Origin of the sequence: Pseudomonas sp. EA_65y_Pfl2_P74 (assembly GCF_963970575.1) — a bacterium.
GTDB classification, from domain to species: domain Bacteria; phylum Pseudomonadota; class Gammaproteobacteria; order Pseudomonadales; family Pseudomonadaceae; genus Aquipseudomonas; species Aquipseudomonas baetica_A.
Genome location: NZ_CAXAOQ010000042.1, coordinates 1 through 17,511 on the forward strand (window position 1 = coordinate 1; position 17,511 = coordinate 17,511).

The following is a 17,511-nucleotide window of genomic DNA, read 5'->3' on the forward strand; positions in this document are numbered from 1 at the left end:
CGCATACAACCCCAATTCATCAATCGTCGAGCGTCCCAGCGCCTGCTCGAATGCCTGTCGGTTGGAATGTTCGCCATAGTGGGCCTGCGCTGCATCCCCAAGGTTCGATTGAAAGATCCCCGCCGCACTGACTGGCAGGAAATCTTCGTACACCAGCGGTTCAGCTTTCACATAACCGTCGCGTAACAAATCCTCCAAAGAAGCGGCATTTAGGCTACCCGCCGCCACGCCTTTTTCCGTGGCGAAATAGCGAAAGTACGCCAGGCCCTGTTCGCGCATGCCCTCGACGCTGTCAGGAAATTCGCCAAAGTGTTGAGTCATCAGCGCGTTGTAGCGTGCGGCGTTGGCTTCATTGGGGAAGTCGCCGAGTTCGTCGCGGGCGGCATTCAGTAAACGGTCATACAGCGCCCGGCCCTTGGGCGTCAGCGCTGCGCCGCGTTGTTCGATTTCGCCGAAACGGGCGCTGTGGCTGCCGCGGGTTTCACGCTGGTCGGTGAAGGCGATTGGTTCGTCCAACGCTTTGAAACTGGTCTGACGCAGCAAGATCGGGCACTGCCGGCGTGGTGGGCCTTCGATCACCGCTTTTGGGGTGATGCCGTGGGTTGGCATCTGCGCCTGCACGCTGTCGATATCCAGTGTGCGCGGTGTCAGGTGGTTGATGTGCGGGCCTTTGAACGCGACGACGTCAGCGATCAAACGATGCTGGGCGCTGAGCGTCTGGTACTGCGCGGCGGTGACGGTTGCGCTGTGATGCCAGCGAAAGGTCTCCAGTGCCTGTAGGACAAACTCCGCGGCGTCTGCCTCATTCAGTCCTCCGGCCGTCTCAGCCTGTGCGATCAAACGTAATGCCGCCTCAGTAAAGATTGAACGCTTGGCCAGCACCGATTCGGCAAAGGCGCGCAGTTCAGGATCGTCAATCAACTCCAGGCGTAACAACGAGGTAAACACGCGAAATGGGCTGATTTGCAGCGCCTCTTCATGCACCGCACGAAACGCGGTGGAATGCACCGGTACGCCCGCCGGCGTCAGGTCGTAATAACCCACCGGTTGCATGCCCATCACGGCGAACAGGCGGGCGAGGGTGGCCAGTTCAGTCGCGGTGCCGACGCGGATCGCGCCATGGCGCTCCATGTCCAGCCGTTCGATTTCACCCGTGCTGTTGAGCTGTCGGGCGATGTCTGGCTGACGTGCGAGCACATCGCGGTTGGTCTGCTCCACCAGTGCCAGCAGTGCGCCGTACAGCGGCACTTCTTCGCGGTACATGTCGGACATCGCTTTGGAGAAGCGTTGGCGAATCAGGTCGGGGCTGACGAAAGGCTGCACTGTCATGAAAAAAATTCCTGCCACGGTCACGTAATGGATGGAGGAAAAGATCGCAGCCTTCGCCTGCGCGGGCAAACGAAGAATCCTACGGACTTCATTCTGCCAACGACTGATCCACCCATTCGACCCAGTGCAAAACCTGTGTGCGTCCAGCACTGGCCAGGTGGCTCTGACAACCGATGTTTGAAGTGACGATCAGTTGCGGGCGGCCGCTTTCCAGCGCGTTGAGGCGGTTATCACGCAGTTGCCGGGCCAGCACCGGTTGCGTCAGCGAGTAGGTGCCTGCCGAACCGCAGCACAAATGCCCGTCCGGCACGGCCGTGAGGTTGAAACCCAAACGCGTCAGCACGGCTTCCACCGCGCCGCCGAGTTTCAGTGCGTGTTGCAACGTACACGGGCAATGCACGGCGATCCGTCGTTCGCTGGCGGCACAGACCTGCTCCAGCGGTTCTTGCGCAAGCACTTGCACCAGATCCAAGGTCAGCTCGCTGATCCGCCGTGCCTTGTCGGCATAGCGCGGATCGTCCCTGAGCAAATGCCCGTAATCCTTGATGAACGCGCCGCAACCGCTGGTGGTCTGCACAATGGCTTCAGCGCCGTTTTGCAGATGCGGCCACCACGCGTCGATGTTTTGCCGGGCGCGGTCGAGGCCCTTGGCCTGGGCGTCGAGGTGATAGTCCAGCGCGCCGCAGCAGCCGGCTTCGGCCACCGGGGTGATGCTGATCCCCAGGCGATCCAGCACCCGCGCCGTTGCGTCATTGGTATTGGGCGACAAACCTGGTTGCACGCAGCCTTCCAGCAGCAGAACCCGGCGCGCATGCCGTGGGGACGGGCGCACACCCGAGCTCGGCAGGTGCTGCGGCAGTTTGCTTTCAATCATGCGCGGCAACAGCGGCCGGAATGTCGTGCCCACTCGCAACAAACCTTTAAACAAACCGGGATTCGGCGCGAGTGCCCGCAACCCTTCACGCAGCATGCGTTGCGCCACCGGGCGCGGCACCGCCTGATCGACCACTGCCCGGCCGATGTCGAGCAAGTTGTGATAATCGACGCCGGACGGGCAGGTGGTTTCGCAGTTGCGGCACGACAGGCAGCGATCCAGATGCAGTTGTGTCTGCGCAGTCGCCGGCGCGCCCTCAAGCACTTGCTTGATCAGGTAGATACGCCCACGCGGGCCATCGAGTTCATCGCCGAGCAGTTGATAAGTCGGGCACGTTGCGTTGCAAAAACCGCAATGCACGCAGGTACGCAGGATTTTTTCCGCCTCGGCGGCGCGGGGCAGTTGGCGGGATTGCTCGCTGAGGGTGGTTTGCATGGCTAGAACTCTGCGTACATTCGACCGGGGTTGAACAGCCCTTGCGGGTCGAGTTGCGTTTTGAGTTGCCGGTGATAGCGCAGCAGTGCCGGCGCCAAGGGCTGAAACGGCGTGTCGTGGCCGTGGGTGAAGCAAGTGGCGTGGCCGCCAAGGCCCTCGGCGAGGGCGTGAATGCCTTCGTTGGCAGATTTGAGCCAGCGTTGCGCGCCGGCCCAGTCGATCAATTGCTTGCCGGACAAGTCCAGTGGCCCGAGATTGTTCGGCAATGACAGGCGCCATAACGGCAGGCCTTCGTCGAAAAACGGCAAACGGTGCTCGTTCAAATCGCGCCAGAACACCGAGTCCAGCGGCTCTCCGCCCAAGCGTTGATGCGCCGCCGTCACCGAGCCTTCGCCTCCCTCAAGACGCAGGTACAGACTGTCGCCATCGTGACACGCCGCGCTGATGGGCAGCGGTTGCTGGCCCCATTCGGCCAGATTGGCCAAGGCGCGGGCGCAGTCGATGTCGAGGCGGATGCTCAGGCATTGCCGAGGTTTGGGCAGGACTTTGAGCGAGACTTCAGTCAGTACGCCGAGGCAACCGAAACTGCCGGTCATCAGCCGCGACAGGTCATAACCGGCGACGTTTTTCATCACTTCACCGCCAAAACGCAGGTGCTGGCCGAGCCCGGTGATCACCCGAGTGCCGAGGACGAAATCGCGCACCGAGCCCGACCATGGCCGCCGGGGCCCGGACAGGCCTGTGGCGATCATGCCGCCGACCGTGGCGCTTTCAGCAAACGCCGGCGGCTCGCACGGCAACATTTGCCCGGCAGCGTCCAGCGTCGCGAGCAGTTCGGCTAATGGCGTGCCGGCACGAACCGTGATCACCAGGTCGGTCGGCTCATAGTGAACAATGCCGCGATGCTCACGGGTGTCGAGTACCTCGCCGGCCACCTCGCGCCCCAGAAACGCTTTGCTGTTGCCGCCCTGGATTTTCAGTGGCGTGGCACTGTTCCGCGCCTCGTTGACCTGATCGAGCAGGGCGCTGGCGGCATCGAATTCGGCCATCAGAAACGCTCCAGCTCGGGGAATGGCAGTTGCCCGGCATGAATGTGCATGGCGCCGAATTCGGCGCAGCGGTGCAGGGTTGGAATGTTTTTGCCGGGGTTGAGCAAGCCTTGCGGGTCGAACGCGGCTTTTACGGCGTGGAACAGGCTCAGTTCAGCGCTGTTGAACTGCGCGCACATCTGATTGATCTTCTCGCGGCCGACCCCGTGTTCGCCGGTGATGCTGCCGCCCACCTGCACGCACAATTCGAGGATCTTGCCGCCCAAGGCCTCGGCGCGGTGCAGCTCGCCGGGCTGATTGGCGTCGAACAGGATCAGCGGGTGCATGTTGCCGTCGCCGGCATGAAATACGTTGGCCACGCGCAAACCATATTCGGTGCCGAGGCGGGCGATGCCTTGCAGCACACCGGGCAGTTCGCGGCGCGGTATGGTGCCGTCCATGCAGTAATAATCCGGCGACAATCGGCCAATGGCCGGGAACGCGTTCTTGCGTCCTGCCCACAAGCGCACGCGCTCGGCTTCGTCGCGTGCCTGGCGTACTTCGGTGGCGCCGGCCTTACTCATGACCTCACGCACGCGCAGGCAATCGTCGTGGACATCGGCTTCGACGCCGTCGAGTTCACACAACAGAATGGCCTCGGCGTCGACCGGGTAACCGGCGTGGATGAAGTCTTCGGCGGCACGGATGGCGAGGTTGTCCATCATCTCCAGACCGCCGGGAATGATTCCCGCCGCGATGATGTCGGCCACCGCCCGGCCAGCCTTTTCCACGGAATCGAAACTGGCCAGCAGCACTTTCGCCACTTGAGGTTTTGGCAGCAGTTTGACCGTGACTTCGGTGATGATCCCCAGCAAACCTTCGGAGCCGGTGAACAGCGCGAGCAGGTCGAAACCCGCTGCATCGAGGGCGTCAGAGCCCAGGGTCAGGCGTTCGCCCTCGATGGTCAGGACTTCGATTTTCAGCACGTTGTGTACGGTCAAACCGTACTTGAGGCAGTGCACGCCCCCGGCGTTTTCGGCAACATTGCCGCCAATCGAGCAGGCGATTTGCGACGATGGGTCCGGCGCGTAATACAACCCGAACGGTGCGCCAGCCTGGGAGATCGCCTGATTACGCACGCCCGGTTGGACTCGTGCGGTGCGCGCGGCCGGGTCGATGTGCAGGATGTTGTTGAAGCGCGCCATCACCAGCAACAGCCCTTTTGCCAGTGGCAAGGCCCCGCCGGACAAACCGGTGCCAGCGCCACGGGCAACAACGGGGACGTTTTGTTGATGGCAGAGTTTGAGCAGCGCCTGCACCTGATCAAGACGACGGGGCAGGGCAACCAGCATGGGCGTGGTGCGGTAAGCCGACAAACCATCGCATTCGTAAGGCTTGAGCTCTTCATCGCGCCACAAGACGTCGAGATCCGGGATGGCTTGCTGCAAGGCCTTGAGCAATTGAGCTTTGTTCACCTCAGGCAACGGGCCGTCGAGGCGCTCGTCGTAGAGGATGTTCATCGCTGATTTCCCAAGAACTCCCGGTACAACCGTGCGGTATTCCCCGGCTGCTCGACCATCGGCATGTGCCCCACGTTATCCCACACGTCCACCCGCAAATTGGCGATGCCCTTGCTCCAGACCGGCACGCTGCTGACGTCGATCAAGCGATCCTTGCGCCCCCACAGCAGCAGGGCGGGGCATTTGATGTCGGCCAGTTTCGGCTCCATCGGCGGGCTGGCGCGCAAGTCGCGGAAGATCTCTTCCAGTTCATCGCGTTGCTGCTCGTAGCGCTGGGCGATGGCATCCAGCACCAGGTTCGGCACCCACGGCGGCGAAGCCATGGTCATGGCATAAAACTGGCGGAATTCTTCCCGGGAGTTGATCAAAAACGGGTTATGCCCTCGGGCCAGATGACGCTCCATGTCGCTGGCCTGCGGTGCCGTCACACCGGCCGGGTCGATCAGCGCCACCGAGGCAATGCGATCCGGATACGTCGCCGCCAGCCACGCAGCAATGTAGCCCCCCATTGAATTGCCGATCACATGGACCTTCTCCACGCCGCAGACGTCGAGCAACTGGATCATGCGTTTGGCCTGCAGCGCAATGTCGTAACCGCCTCCTGCCTTGAAGCCGGTTTCACCGTGGCCGGCCAGGTCCGGAATGATCACCCGATACTGACGCACAAAATGCCGGGAGAAGCGCAGCCACAGGTTCTTGTCGCCACTGTAGCCGTGCAGCATCAGGATCGCGCTGGCGGCCTCATACGGCCCGCCCTGCCAGGTCGACACCGTCATCTCGGCGATGGGCACTTCAATTTTGTGCAGCTTGTACCACTTGGCCTCGATGGCCATGTTCAAGTCATAGAGCCAATGACCGACCGCCGGATAACTCAACCAGCTCCAGGCCACGAAAACCGCGAGGGCGACAAACAGCAAAAGCATCGACGTCTTCCTTTTACGTGTTCAGGACAGAATGTGGTCGGCCGGTTTCAGCGACCGGGTCAACCGGTAATAGCTGAAACTGAAGCCGGGAAACATCGCGATCACATGACCGCTCTTGCTTTGATACCAACTGTGGCAGCCGCCGGACTTCCAGACGGTGCGCTCCATCTCCCGGTGGATCATCTCAGTGTAGGTACGTTCCGCTTCGGGGCGTACTTCGATGCTGCGCAAACCATTGGCTTGCACGGTGCGGATGCAGTCGAGGATGTAATTCATCTGCGACTCGATAATAAACAGCGCCGAAGTGTGGCCGATGCCCGTGTTGGGGCCGGTGACGATAAACAGATTGGGGAAGTCCGGCAGGCTGGTGCCGAGGTAGGCGCGGGGATACTCGGCCCAGACATCTCTGAGTCGCACGGCGTTTTTTCCGCTGGCCGAGTAGGAAATAACGCCATCGGTGGCGTCGTAACCGGTCGACCAGACAATCAGGTCGACATCAAGATGCTGGCCGTCCTGGGTGTTGATCCCGGTTTCATCGATGGAGGCGATACCTTGCTCACGGGTGTGCAGCGTGACGTTGGGTCGGGTCAGTGCCGGGTAGTAGGTGCTCGAAACCAGTACCCGCTTGCAGCCGATGATGAAGTCGGGAGTGAGTTTTTCTTGCAGCTCTGGATCCGCTACCTGGCGTTTGAGAAAGCGCAGCGCTTGCTTTTGCCCCAGGTGAATCGCCGGTTTCGAGTATTTGAAGGCGATGACCCGGGTTTCGAATTGCCAGTAGATCAGCCAGCGCAGGAGTTTGTAAGCCGGTTTCAAACCCAGTAGCCAACGCTGAACCGGCCCGAAGATGCGATCAGCGCGAGGCAACACCCAGTGCGGCGTGCGCTGGAACACATGCAGTCGCTCGACGTGCGCCGCAATGGCCGGAATCACCTGTGCCGCGCTGGCACCGCTGCCGACGATGGCCACGCGTTTACCGCGATAGTCGTAGCTGTGATCCCAATGGTTTGTATGAAACGTCTTGCCTTCAAAGCGCTCCTGCCCGGGGAAGTGCGGGATCACCGGTTGGCTCAAGGGGCCGGTGGCGTTGATCAGGAACCGCGCGTAGAACGTGCCCTTGGTGCCGGTGTGGACCGCCCAGTGCTTTTCAGTGTCGTCCCATTCGATGCGTTCGACATTGGCTTGCAGTTCCACCCGCTCGCGCAGGCCGAACTCGTCGATCACATGCTCGGTGTAACGGTGCAACTCCGCTTGTCCGGCAAACATCTGCGACCAGCGGTACGGCGCGAACGACAGTGAATACAGTGGCGACGGCACGTCCACTGCAGCGCCCGGGTAGGTGTTCTGGCACCAGGTGCCGCCGAAGAAGTCGCGCCGTTCCAGCAGGCGAAAATCGTCGATCCCGGCCTTGAGCAGATTGACTGCCGCGCACTGGCCACCAAAACCGCTGCCGATGATCAACACTTGGCAGATCTGCATGGGCCTCCTTCTTATAGTTGTTTTTCCGTTTTCCTCCTTTCATGTATAGCCAAATATTTGCTTTGTGGGAGCGGGTTTGTGTACCGGGTCGAGCTCGCGGGCCGGCGATGGCTATTTAACGTCGCCCTGATAGACTCCAGACACATCCGTCTGACGGTGCGCCAAGGTTCTTTTAAACGAACGAGGCCCTTATGAGAAACACCGGGGGAAAGGGACTTTCATTGGCCAGGAGGCTTTATACATCGCGAATCCTCGGTCTGGCGTTGGGGTTGTTATGCGTGAGCATGGCGATGTACCCGCTCGATCCGTCGCTGTGGGTTTGGGCCCTGATGCTGTTCAACGGCTTGCTCTGGCCACATCTGGCGTTTCAGTGGGCGCGTCGGGCCAAAGTGCCTTACTACGCCGAACACCGAAACCTGTTGATCGACGCGTTTCTCGGCGGTTTCTGGGTTGCGGCGATGCAGTTCAATCCGCTACCCAGCGCCACGACCATTTCGATGATGGCGATGAATAACGTCGCCATCGGCGGTTTGCGTTTTTTGCTGGCCGGCACGGCGGCGCAGATTCTCGGTGTGTGTGTCGGTCTGGTGGTGTTTGCCCCGGTGTTCATTCCCCAGACAACGCCCTTGCAGTTATATGCCTGCCTGCCATTGCTGATGCTGTATCCGTTGGCGCTGGGCTGGATCTGCTTTCGTCAGGCCTACACGCTGGGCCTGCATAAACGCGAATTGCTGGCCCTGAGCCGCACCGACAGCCTCACCGGATTGCTCAACCACGGCGCGTGGAAGGATCAACTGGAGATTGCCTTTCAGCGCTGCAAACGGCAGCAGCAGGGCGCGGCGATCGCGTTGATCGACATTGACCATTTCAAGGCGATCAACGACACCTACGGCCATGTGGCCGGCGACATCGTGCTACGGCAGTTGAGCAAAATGCTCAAGCAAAACCTGCGCGTGACCGACATTGCAGGGCGTTACGGGGGCGATGAATTCTGCGTGATCCTCCCGGAGTTGCCGCTGTTCAACGCCGCCCAGGCCATGGAGGCGTTGCGTGAGCGCTTCGCGACGCTGGGTTACGAGCAGAATCCGGCGTTGAAGGTCAGTTTGAGTATTGGCCTGGCGGCGTACGAACCGGCCCATGCCGATGCGACGCGCTGGCTCAATGATGCCGATCAGGCGTTGTACGAAGCCAAGGCCGGCGGGCGGAATCGGGTGATCTGCAATTGCGACAACCTGCCCAGGCAGCCATTGCTCGACTCGGTCTGAGTCCCTCTATGTTGCATCCGCGATAGAGCGAATTCTGACGCGGGCGATGCAGCGGGAGGTGGCGTACAAGGCGCCGGTTTAGCGGCTGACGTCAGTCCGGCCACCGCGTTACTCCTTGACGCTCATGTATTCCTTCGCCCAGAGAATGTACTCCTCCGGCTGGGTATAGGTGTGCGTCAGTTCGGTCGCGCTCAAGTCCGAAGCCTGGGTGAAAATCTGCCGCTGTTCGCGCAGGCTGTCGTAGGTGGCCTTGATGGCCGCGAAGTAAGCGCCATGGCCATCGATGGTCACGCGCACGCCCAGTTCGGCCAGACGCTTGTCGTCACGCAGCGCCGGGTTGCCGTAGGTGACCAGCATCAGCGGCACGGTCAGGTGTTCGGCGATTTGTTCCAACTGATCGAAATCCTGCACCCCGACCATGCAGATACCATCGGCGCCTGCGGCCTGATACTGACGGGTGCGGCTGATGATTTCCTGGTTCGGCAGGATGCCGGCGTTGGTGCGGGCGATGATGGCCATTTCCGAATCGACCCGGGCTTCGAGTGCGGCGCGGATCTTGCCGACGCCTTCGGCGACCGTGATCAGGTCGGTGGATTTGCGCCCGAATTGCGCGGGCAGCAAGGTGTCTTCGATGGTCAGGGCGGCGACGCCGGCGCGTTCCAGTTCGACGATGGTGCGCATCACGTTGAGGGCGTTGCCGTAGCCGTGGTCGGCGTCGGCGATGACCGGCAATTGGGCGACGCGGCCAATGCGGGTGGCCTGTTCGGCAAACTCGCTGAGGGTGATCAGGGCAAAGTCCGGGGCGCCGAGCACCTGCAACGAGGCCACCGAACCACCGAGAATCCCCACTTCAAAACCCAGGTCAGCGGCAATGCGGGCCGACATCGGGTCGAACACCGAAGCCGTGTGGTAGCAGGTATCGGATGCCAGCAGTTGACGGAAATTACGGCGCAAATCTTGATGAGAAAGCCTGGTCATACGAGTTCCACCAATACAAAGGAATGGAAGGGCTTGAGCAAAGGTGTCAACGCCGAAGGATGAAAAGGCTATCACGCGAATGGGTCAAGGATCATGACGAATTTGCGGGGCTGGGGTTAAACATGCGCCTTTGGCTGAAAGGATTCATCTTTGGCGGCAGATTTCCATGGCCGGTTCATGCCGCCACGGCATGCCGCTGTTGATTGGGCAGCATCACCGCCCGTACCGAGTTGCCTGGTTGCAGTTGCAGGCGTTTGGCCGTGAGGCGGTCGATCACTAGGCTGCTGCCGACGCAACGGGCGCGGGCGACGGTGATGCGGCAGTTTTCCAGGCGACGGTTGTGGATCAGCCACAAGGGGGCCTGCTCGTCGGGGCTGCCGAGGCTCAAGGTCAGCTCAAGGCTGTCGCGCACCGTGCGGATGTTTCGGATCGGTGCTTCGATCACCGGGCCACCATCGAAAATGTCGATATAGCCTTTGTGCGCAAAACCTTCGGCCTGAAGGATTTTAAGCGCCGGCTCGGTATTGGGATGCGCCTGACCGATAGCGGCCTGGGCCTGCTCAGTGAGCAGGCAGGTGTAGAGCGGCTGGCGTGGCATCAGCTCGGCGATGAACGATTTGTTGCCCAGCCCCGACAGGTGATCGGCGTGGCTGAAGTCCATCTGGAAGAAATGCCGGCCCAGGCTGTCCCAAAACGGCGAACACCCCAGTTCATCGGCGCTGCCGCGCAGTTCGGCGATCATCTTTTCGCCAAACAGATGCGGAAATTCGGCGACGAACAGCAAGCGCCCCAGCGACAAAAGCCGACCGTTACTGCCATGGCGCTGGTCATGCCGCAGGAACAGCGAGCACAGTTCCGATTGGCCGGTCAATTCGTTGTTCAGGAACAGCGTGGGAATCTGGCGTTGAATGCCCAGATCCGGCGCCGAACTCACCGTCAAACCGACCCGATAGTTGTACCAGGGCTCGCGCAGGCCGACCGCTCCGGCCATTGCGCTGACACCGACCACGCGCTGGTCATCGTCTTCGAGCACAAACAGATAGTCGGCATCGGCACGTTCCACTTGCTCGGCGAATGCACGTTGCGCCCAACGCACGCGGTGGGCCAGGCGATCTTCGTTGACCGGCAGGGTGGTGAACCCCGGGCCGGCCTGTTGTACCAGCGCCATCAAGGCGGGCAGGTCACTGACTTTAACCGGGCGGACAATCATGCTGTAACTCCTTCTGCGCGCCTGTTCGGGCACTGTCGTTGGGTGCGGAGCCGGGCGCGGTTCACAGGGCTATCAGCCGGATCGGGTTGCCATCGGTCACATTCAGCGCCGCACACATTGCAGGGGTGAGAGACAGCGGTTGATCGGGGTGGTAATCGAGTTCGGCGACGATGCACCGAAAACCGTGCAACGCATCGTTGCTCAGCAGATAACGGCCACGCGCATCGATTTGCGACTGTTGCCGCACGTGTACCGTCTGGCTGCGGGCGATCGAGCGGATAGTCGCTGTGCGTGCATACAGGGTCGGGCCGGCGTCGAACAGATCGATGTAGCTGTTGGTTTCAAAGCCTTCACGCTCAAGAATGTCGAAGGCTTCCTGACCGTCCGGGTGGATGCGGCCAATGCAGTCTTGTGCGGCCTGCGGCAGCATCGGCACGTAGATCGGGTATTGCGGCATCAGTTCAGCCAGAAACGTACGGTTCTGCAATCCGCACAGACGCTCGGCTTCGGCATAGGGCAGGTCGAAGAAGTGCTTGCCCAGCGCGTCCCAGAAGGGCGAATGGCCGTTTTCATCGCTGTAGCCGACGATTTCGGTAATCACGGCTTCGGCGAACCGTTGCGCATGGGCCGCGATGAACAGCAGGCGCGCCCGCGAGAGCAATTCGGAAAACGGCGTCCCCACCAGCGCAGCGTTGATGTGGAAACCGCGCAGCAGCGTGTGGTCGTTCAGGTCGTGGCACAACGAAAGCGCCGGCACGCCGTGTTCGATGTTCAGCTCTCGCGAGGCGCTGGTGAAATGGCGATTGCGCAGGCTGTAGAACGGTTCGTCGAAACCGGCAGTGGCGAGGATTTCGGAGCAACCGAGCAGTTGTTGGCTGTCGAGGTCTTCCAGCACGAAGAAGTAGTTCTCCGGGCCATGGGCGGTGGCGTCTGCGGCAAACGAAGCGCAGGAACCGGCGATTTTTTCACGCAAACGGTCGCTGTCGTCCGGCAGGGACGTCACGCCCACCAAACTGTCGCGGGCCAGTTGTTGTAGCTGGGGCAGGTCAGTCTGCGCGACTGGGCGTAAGGCCAGCATGGATGTACTCCTGTATCAAAAGGTTCGGCGAATTCACCGAACCTGACTATCACTGTCGGTTTCCACGCGTTAAATCGGCGTGCGCCTGATTTGTTGTCAGACGCTGCTCTTTTTCTTGTCAGCCGTTGCTTGGGTCCGGCAGCGCGGTGCTAGCCCCGAGTTTGTTGAGGAAGAACAGGTACACCAGGCCCAGAGCGATCCAGATCAGGCCGAGTTTCTGTGCATCGACGCCCATGTTGTACATGATGGCCGCGACGATGATGAAACCGATCACCGGGCAGATCAGATGGCGCACGATCTGACCGGACTTCTGCCGACGCCAGTAGTAGTTGATCACGGTCAGGTGCAGCAGCATGAAGCCGCTGAGCGCGCCGAAGTTGACCAGCGACGTCAGGGTGTCGACCGAGTTGATGAACAGGTAGCAGATCACCAGCGACAGCACCGCCACCAGATAAATGCTCAAGTACGGTGTGTTGTGTTTGGGGTGGACCTTGGCCAGCACTTTCGGCAGTTTGCCGTCGCGGGCCATGCCGAACAGCAGGCGCGATACAGCCGCTTGCGAGGTGATTGCCACCGCTACACCCCAAGCCAGGGCGGTCGCGACACCGGTCAGGGTGGCAAGCCAGCTGCCAGCGGCGATTTCGGCGATTTCATAGAACGCAGTGTCGGCGGACGTGAAGCCCATGCCGGCGGCGAGGTCAGTGGCAATCCAGGTTTGGGCAACGAAAATCACGCCCATCACCACCAGCGTGATCAGTGCCGCTTTGCCGACACTGCGGCCCGGATCACCCTTGATTTCTTCGGCCAGGGTCGAGATCGCGTCGAAGCCCAGGAAGGACAGCACCGCAATCGACACCGCTTGCATCAGCAGGGCGAAGTTGAAGGTCTCGGCGTTGTACAACGGCGCCAACGTCAGTTCGCCGTTACCGCCACCGTTGTGCAGGGCCGTCCAGGCATAGAAGAGGAAGATGCCCAGAACGACCAGTTGGGCCAGCAGGAAGATGATGTTCATCCGTGCGGTGAAGGTGATGCCGCGCAGGTTGACGAACGTCGCACTGACCAGGAAGGCCAGAATGAAACCGACTTTCGGAATATCCGGGTACAAATGGTTGAGTGCCATCGCCGCGTAGACGTAGAGCAACGGCGGAATCAGCAGGTAGTCGAGCAGCATCAGCCAGCCGGCGATGAAGCCGACATGTTGATTCAAGCCGCGTTGCGCGTAGGAATAGACCGATCCGGCAATCGGAAAGGCTCGGGCCATGCTGCCGTAGCTCAACGCTGTAAAAAGCATCGCCACCATGCCGATGATGTAGGCCAGCGGCACCATCCCGGGCGCCTCGGCATTGACGTAGCCATACACGCCAAACGGGGCGATGGGGATCATGAAGATCATCCCGTACACCACCAGGTCAGTAAGTGTCAGGCTACGTTTCAACTCTTGCTTGTAGCCGAATTCTTCAATTTCCATGAAGCGCAACTCCTTGTCAGCCAGTCGGTCATTTTTTAGTTGTTCTATCGGTCCATCATGTACAGCGTCAGCAGTGTTTCTTTACAGCAATGGTGCGAGGTATCCGGCCCAGCGCGATACGGCTTCGGGGCTGTGCAGCAAGTCGTTGCGCACCTCGATGAGCACTGAATCCAGGCCCCGGGCATCGCCGTGTACCGGCACGGTCATGTCGCCCAGTGGGTCAATTCTGTACGGCTGATTGCCGGCCACGCTCAACGGATGTTGCTCCAGACCGTCGAGCAGACGCTGGGCATACACCTTGGCCTGACCGAACAGCACGCCGACCTCCACCGTTCGCGGCTGGCCGTAATACACCGGCGTGAAACTGTGAATTCCCACCACCCGTACCGGTTGGCCCAGCGCAATCCGCTCGTCGATCAACATTTGCAAGCGCGTGTGAAACGGTTTGAACAGTGCCTGGCGCCGGTATTCGCGAGTGGCTTCGTCCAGCTCGCGGTTACCCGGCACCTGATAAATCTCACTTTGCGCCGGAATGCTGTCCCGGGCGTGCCGTGGCCGATTCAGGTCGATCAACAGACGTGAATAGTTGGCGCTCAACAGCGTTGCACCGAGTGTTTGCGATAACTGCTCGGCCAGTTGCAATGCGCCGATGTCCCAGGCGATGTGTTCACGCGCGGCGATATCGTCCAGGCCCAGGTTGTTCAGGGCCGCGGGGATGTAATGGCTGGCGTGCTCGCACACCAGGATCACCGGATGCGTCGAGTCGGCGCGGCTCAGGTTGTAGACCGGTCGGGTATACAACCCAAGCTCGGCGGGCTCAGTACAGGCGTGCATAGTGCTCACACAGGTCAGCGGGCGAGAGCTGTTCCGTCAGCGCCAGTTCCTCGGTTTTAAGGGCGTGATACGTGTCGAGCAACGGCTTGGGCAGCCATTCATTGAAGGCTGCACTGTTGCGCAGGCAATCCAGCGCCTGGGCCAGCGAGGCGGGCAGGGCAACGATACCCCGGGCCTTGCGTTGCTCGTCGTTGAGTGAATCGGGAATGTCATCGGTGATCGCGTTCAGCGCCAGACGCTGTTCGATCCCCAAGCGGCCGGCGATCAGCAGTGCAGCCATTGCCAGGTGCGGCGAGGCGGTGGCGTCCATCGCCCGGAATTCAAGGTTGAACTGTGTGGCCACGGATTTGCCGCCCAGTGTCACGGTCGGGCAGATACGCAACGCCGCTTCACGGTTCTGCTGGCCAAGGCACGCATAGGACGCGCTCCAGTGGTGCGGCTGCAAGCGCTCATACGACACCGGGGTTGGCGCGGTGAACGCACACAGCGCCGGCAAATAATGCACAACCCCCGCCGCCCAATGCTGGCCGAGGGTCGACAAGCCGTTGCGGGTGCCGGCGTCGTAGAGCATTGGCTGACCGGCCTGGTCGAGCAGGCTGACGTGCAGGTGCACGCCGTTGCACACCGCGTCCGCCGAGGTCTTCGGTGCGAAACTCAGGTCCAGGCCCATCTGCCGGGCGATCTCGCGGGTGATTTCGCGCACGTTGACCGCACGATCCGCGGCGGCGACACCCAGGGTCGGCCGACAGGTGATTTCGTATTGGTGCTTGCCGTATTCGGGCAGGAACATTTCCGGCTCGACGCCACCGGCGCGCAAGGCGCTGAGCAGCCAGCCGCCGAATTCGGCGCCCTGACGCTGGGCTTCGAGGGAAAACGCCAGATGTTCGACAAAACCGGCGTGCAGATTGAACTCGTGTTCAAACGCGGCGTTGACCTGCAAACCCAACTGGTCGCGATAACGTTCCACCTCATCACGCAGCAGCGTACGCGGGCAGGCCCCCCACGGACGGCCATCGGTTTCGCGGATGTCGCCGTGAATGAAATCCAGCGCCGGTGCGTCGGCATCCGGGCCGTTGCCGACAATCACGCGGCTGGCCAGATCCGGGATCAAACGCAGGTCGCCATAGGCGCCCCATGGATTGGTCGAGGCGATGATGTCCTGAGGTGTCAAGGCGCTGTTGGCGGGCACCCAGCCACAACCGGCGGCCTGGTAGTGCTCAAGTTCGTCGGTGGGGAACGAGCGGCCACGGGTGATGCCGATCAGGTCGGTGGTGACGATAGTGGTCATCGGCAGCGGTGTCAGGCGGGGGCTCATGGCTGCATCTCCTGCAACCGGGCGAGCACGGTGTCGGTGTCGGTGATCCAGCAATACCCCTTGATCGCGTTCAGACAGGCGTGATGGCGCTCGGCGCTATAAGTGGCGCAGGCGTCTTCGACCAGGGTCACCAGATAGCCACGGTCGGCGGCATCGCGCACCGCCATGTCGACGCACTGGTCGGTAACGATACCGGCGATGATCAGATGGCGGGTTTGCAGATTGCGCAGCACATAGTCGATGTTGGTCGAGTTGAAGACCCCGGAAGAGGTTTTCGGCAGGACGATTTCGTTTTCCACCGGGGTCAGGTCATCAATGATCCGCGCCTGTGAGCTGCCTTTGGGCAGGTGCATGTCCGAGAGCTTGTGGTCAAGCGAGCGGTCGCGGCCATCGGCGGTCAGACTTTCAATCAGGGTGTGCAGTACGTTCTGCCGCGTCTGACGAAAGGCACTGAGCAACCGGCGTTGATTGGGCACCACCTGCATGTGGGTGCGGGTCAGGAAGTACTCGGCGTCCGGGCCGTTCAGGTGCGGGTCGAACTGCGGTTCGAGCCAGGCACGCTGCATGTCCACCAGCAGCAACGCGGTGTGGTCAGTGACAAATGGCAAGTCCCGCGGCGAGCGGTGGGGAAGGCTGAACATCCTTATTTATCCTCCAGCAGGTGGGTGTTGAAGTCATTGCGCAGGGCATCGATGCCTTCCAGGCGATCGGCCAGATTCTCACTGCGCAGGGTCAGACAGGCTATCAGCGCTTCGACCTGAGCCAGTGCTGGCACCATGGTGTCGAACGGCGAAGCCGACTCCACCGGGGCGCTGATGATCAGGTCGGCCAGTTCGCGCAGCGGCGAGGCGTAGATGTCGGTGAACAGCACCACGCGCGCGTTATTGTTTTTTGCTGCGCTAGCGACGCGCAGGGCTTGGGTCTGGTAGCGGCGATAGTCGAACACCAGCACGACGTCCTGGCGCTGCAGATCGAACAGGCGATCGGGCAGTTGCGCATTGTCATCCAGGGCAAAGCAACCAGGGCGCAGCAGGCGCAGGTGATTGAGCAGGTAGTTCGCCATCAGGCTGGAGAAGCGCCCGCCAAAGCAGTACACCTGATGCCGAACGTCGAGCAGCCAGTCCGTGAGAATGCGCACATCTTCGGGTTGAGTCAGCGATTGGGTTTCGACCAGCAGACGATGACTGTCGCTCAGGTAGTGGCTCCAGGCGTCATCCTTGTTCTGGTGCGCGCGGGGTTGCAACAGGGTGCGCGGCGAGCGCAGGCGATGATCCATGTCGCTGAGCAGCGCATCCTGGAATTGGGCATAACCGCCGAAGCCGAGTTTCTTTACCAGGCGCACAATGGTCGGGTCGCTGACACCGGCATGCTCGGCCAGTCGTGCCATGGGCCCCAGGCCGTTGCGCGGGTACTGATCAAGCAAGGCGCGAACGACTTTGCGCTCCGACGGCGTGAGATCGAGGTCGGGGTCGGTGATCAGGTCTCTGAGAGGGGGCATCCTGGCTCCTGCTGGATGAAGGTGTCGAATTTGCTTCACAATTCGCTAAAACAGTATTTATGTAACTTACGCTACATGTCTAGTGAATTTTTTATCCTGTTGAAACGGCCCCAAAACAGGGCAGGATGCCCGTGTAACAAGGGCTACACGGAAGTCGACGTGTCTTGTAGTCCATTGCCCGTGGAGGTGTCAGATATTGCAGCTTTCCCAGTGTCGGCGGGTATCGCGGTATTTCATCGGGCAGCCCTGGAGCCCTTTATTTACGGCACAATTGCCAACA

15 protein-coding genes are annotated in these 17,511 nt (G+C 61.0%); 1 reads left to right on the forward strand and 14 read right to left on the reverse strand.

Annotation, left to right across the window (positions count from 1 at the left end):
* The 6 genes from hglS to AACY18_RS26015 all read right to left on the reverse strand — a co-directional run.
* A partial coding sequence (gene hglS, locus AACY18_RS25990) for a 2-oxoadipate dioxygenase/decarboxylase HglS (protein ID WP_339466562.1) occupies positions 1–1,329 on the reverse strand: 1,329 nt, incomplete at its 3' end.
* 88 nt (positions 1,330–1,417) lie between these two features.
* Complete coding sequence (gene glcF / locus AACY18_RS25995) at positions 1,418–2,638, reverse strand: glycolate oxidase subunit GlcF (RefSeq protein WP_339466563.1); 1,221 nt, start codon at positions 2,636–2,638, stop codon at positions 1,418–1,420.
* Between the two features lie 2 nt (positions 2,639–2,640).
* Positions 2,641–3,687, reverse strand: a complete 1,047-nt coding sequence (glcE, locus tag AACY18_RS26000) for a glycolate oxidase subunit GlcE (protein ID WP_339466565.1) — start codon at positions 3,685–3,687, stop codon at positions 2,641–2,643.
* A complete protein-coding gene (glcD, locus tag AACY18_RS26005; protein ID WP_339466566.1) occupies positions 3,687–5,186 on the reverse strand; it encodes a glycolate oxidase subunit GlcD in 1,500 nt (499 codons plus the stop codon). The genes glcE and glcD overlap by 1 nt, the downstream gene beginning before the upstream one ends.
* Positions 5,183–6,109: an alpha/beta fold hydrolase gene (locus tag AACY18_RS26010; protein ID WP_339433934.1), complete on the reverse strand. Its 927-nt coding sequence runs from the start codon at positions 6,107–6,109 to the stop codon at positions 5,183–5,185. Before AACY18_RS26010 ends, glcD begins: the two co-directional genes overlap by 4 nt.
* A 21-nt stretch (positions 6,110–6,130) precedes the next feature.
* Complete coding sequence (locus AACY18_RS26015; protein ID WP_339466567.1) at positions 6,131–7,585, reverse strand: flavin-containing monooxygenase; 1,455 nt, start codon at positions 7,583–7,585, stop codon at positions 6,131–6,133.
* 191 nt (positions 7,586–7,776) lie between these two features.
* Between AACY18_RS26015 and AACY18_RS26020 the strand changes: the two genes are divergently transcribed.
* Positions 7,777–8,850, forward strand: a complete 1,074-nt coding sequence (locus tag AACY18_RS26020; RefSeq protein ID WP_339466568.1) for a diguanylate cyclase — start codon at positions 7,777–7,779, stop codon at positions 8,848–8,850.
* Between the two features lie 108 nt (positions 8,851–8,958).
* Here the strand turns inward: AACY18_RS26020 and AACY18_RS26025 are convergent, their stop codons facing one another.
* From AACY18_RS26025 to AACY18_RS26060, 8 genes are all read right to left on the reverse strand, one after another.
* Positions 8,959–9,828, reverse strand: a complete 870-nt coding sequence (locus tag AACY18_RS26025) for an isocitrate lyase/PEP mutase family protein (RefSeq protein ID WP_221733829.1) — start codon at positions 9,826–9,828, stop codon at positions 8,959–8,961.
* 175 nt (positions 9,829–10,003) lie between these two features.
* On the reverse strand, positions 10,004–11,038 hold the full coding sequence (astA, locus tag AACY18_RS26030) for an arginine N-succinyltransferase (protein WP_339466570.1): 1,035 nt from the start codon (positions 11,036–11,038) through the stop codon (positions 10,004–10,006).
* A 61-nt stretch (positions 11,039–11,099) separates the two neighbouring features.
* Positions 11,100–12,116 (reverse strand): arginine N-succinyltransferase, encoded by a 1,017-nt coding sequence (locus tag AACY18_RS26035; RefSeq protein ID WP_339466572.1) that lies wholly within the window; start codon positions 12,114–12,116, stop codon positions 11,100–11,102.
* 118 nt (positions 12,117–12,234) lie between these two features.
* Positions 12,235–13,584, reverse strand: a complete 1,350-nt coding sequence (locus AACY18_RS26040; RefSeq protein WP_339466573.1) for an APC family permease — start codon at positions 13,582–13,584, stop codon at positions 12,235–12,237.
* 81 nt (positions 13,585–13,665) lie between these two features.
* The gene (locus AACY18_RS26045) at positions 13,666–14,418 is read right to left on the reverse strand and encodes an N-formylglutamate amidohydrolase (protein ID WP_339466575.1); all 753 of its coding nucleotides are present in this window, start codon (positions 14,416–14,418) and stop codon (positions 13,666–13,668) included.
* Complete coding sequence (locus AACY18_RS26050) at positions 14,402–15,733, reverse strand: glutamine synthetase (protein ID WP_339466576.1); 1,332 nt, start codon at positions 15,731–15,733, stop codon at positions 14,402–14,404. Before AACY18_RS26050 ends, AACY18_RS26045 begins: the two co-directional genes overlap by 17 nt.
* The gene (locus AACY18_RS26055) at positions 15,730–16,374 is read right to left on the reverse strand and encodes an isochorismatase family cysteine hydrolase (RefSeq protein ID WP_339433927.1); all 645 of its coding nucleotides are present in this window, start codon (positions 16,372–16,374) and stop codon (positions 15,730–15,732) included. Before AACY18_RS26055 ends, AACY18_RS26050 begins: the two co-directional genes overlap by 4 nt.
* Positions 16,375–16,376: 2 nt before the next feature.
* Positions 16,377–17,231, reverse strand: coding sequence for a MurR/RpiR family transcriptional regulator (locus AACY18_RS26060; RefSeq protein WP_339433926.1), 855 nt, complete (start codon positions 17,229–17,231; stop codon positions 16,377–16,379).
* Between the last annotated feature and the right edge of the window lie 280 nt (positions 17,232–17,511).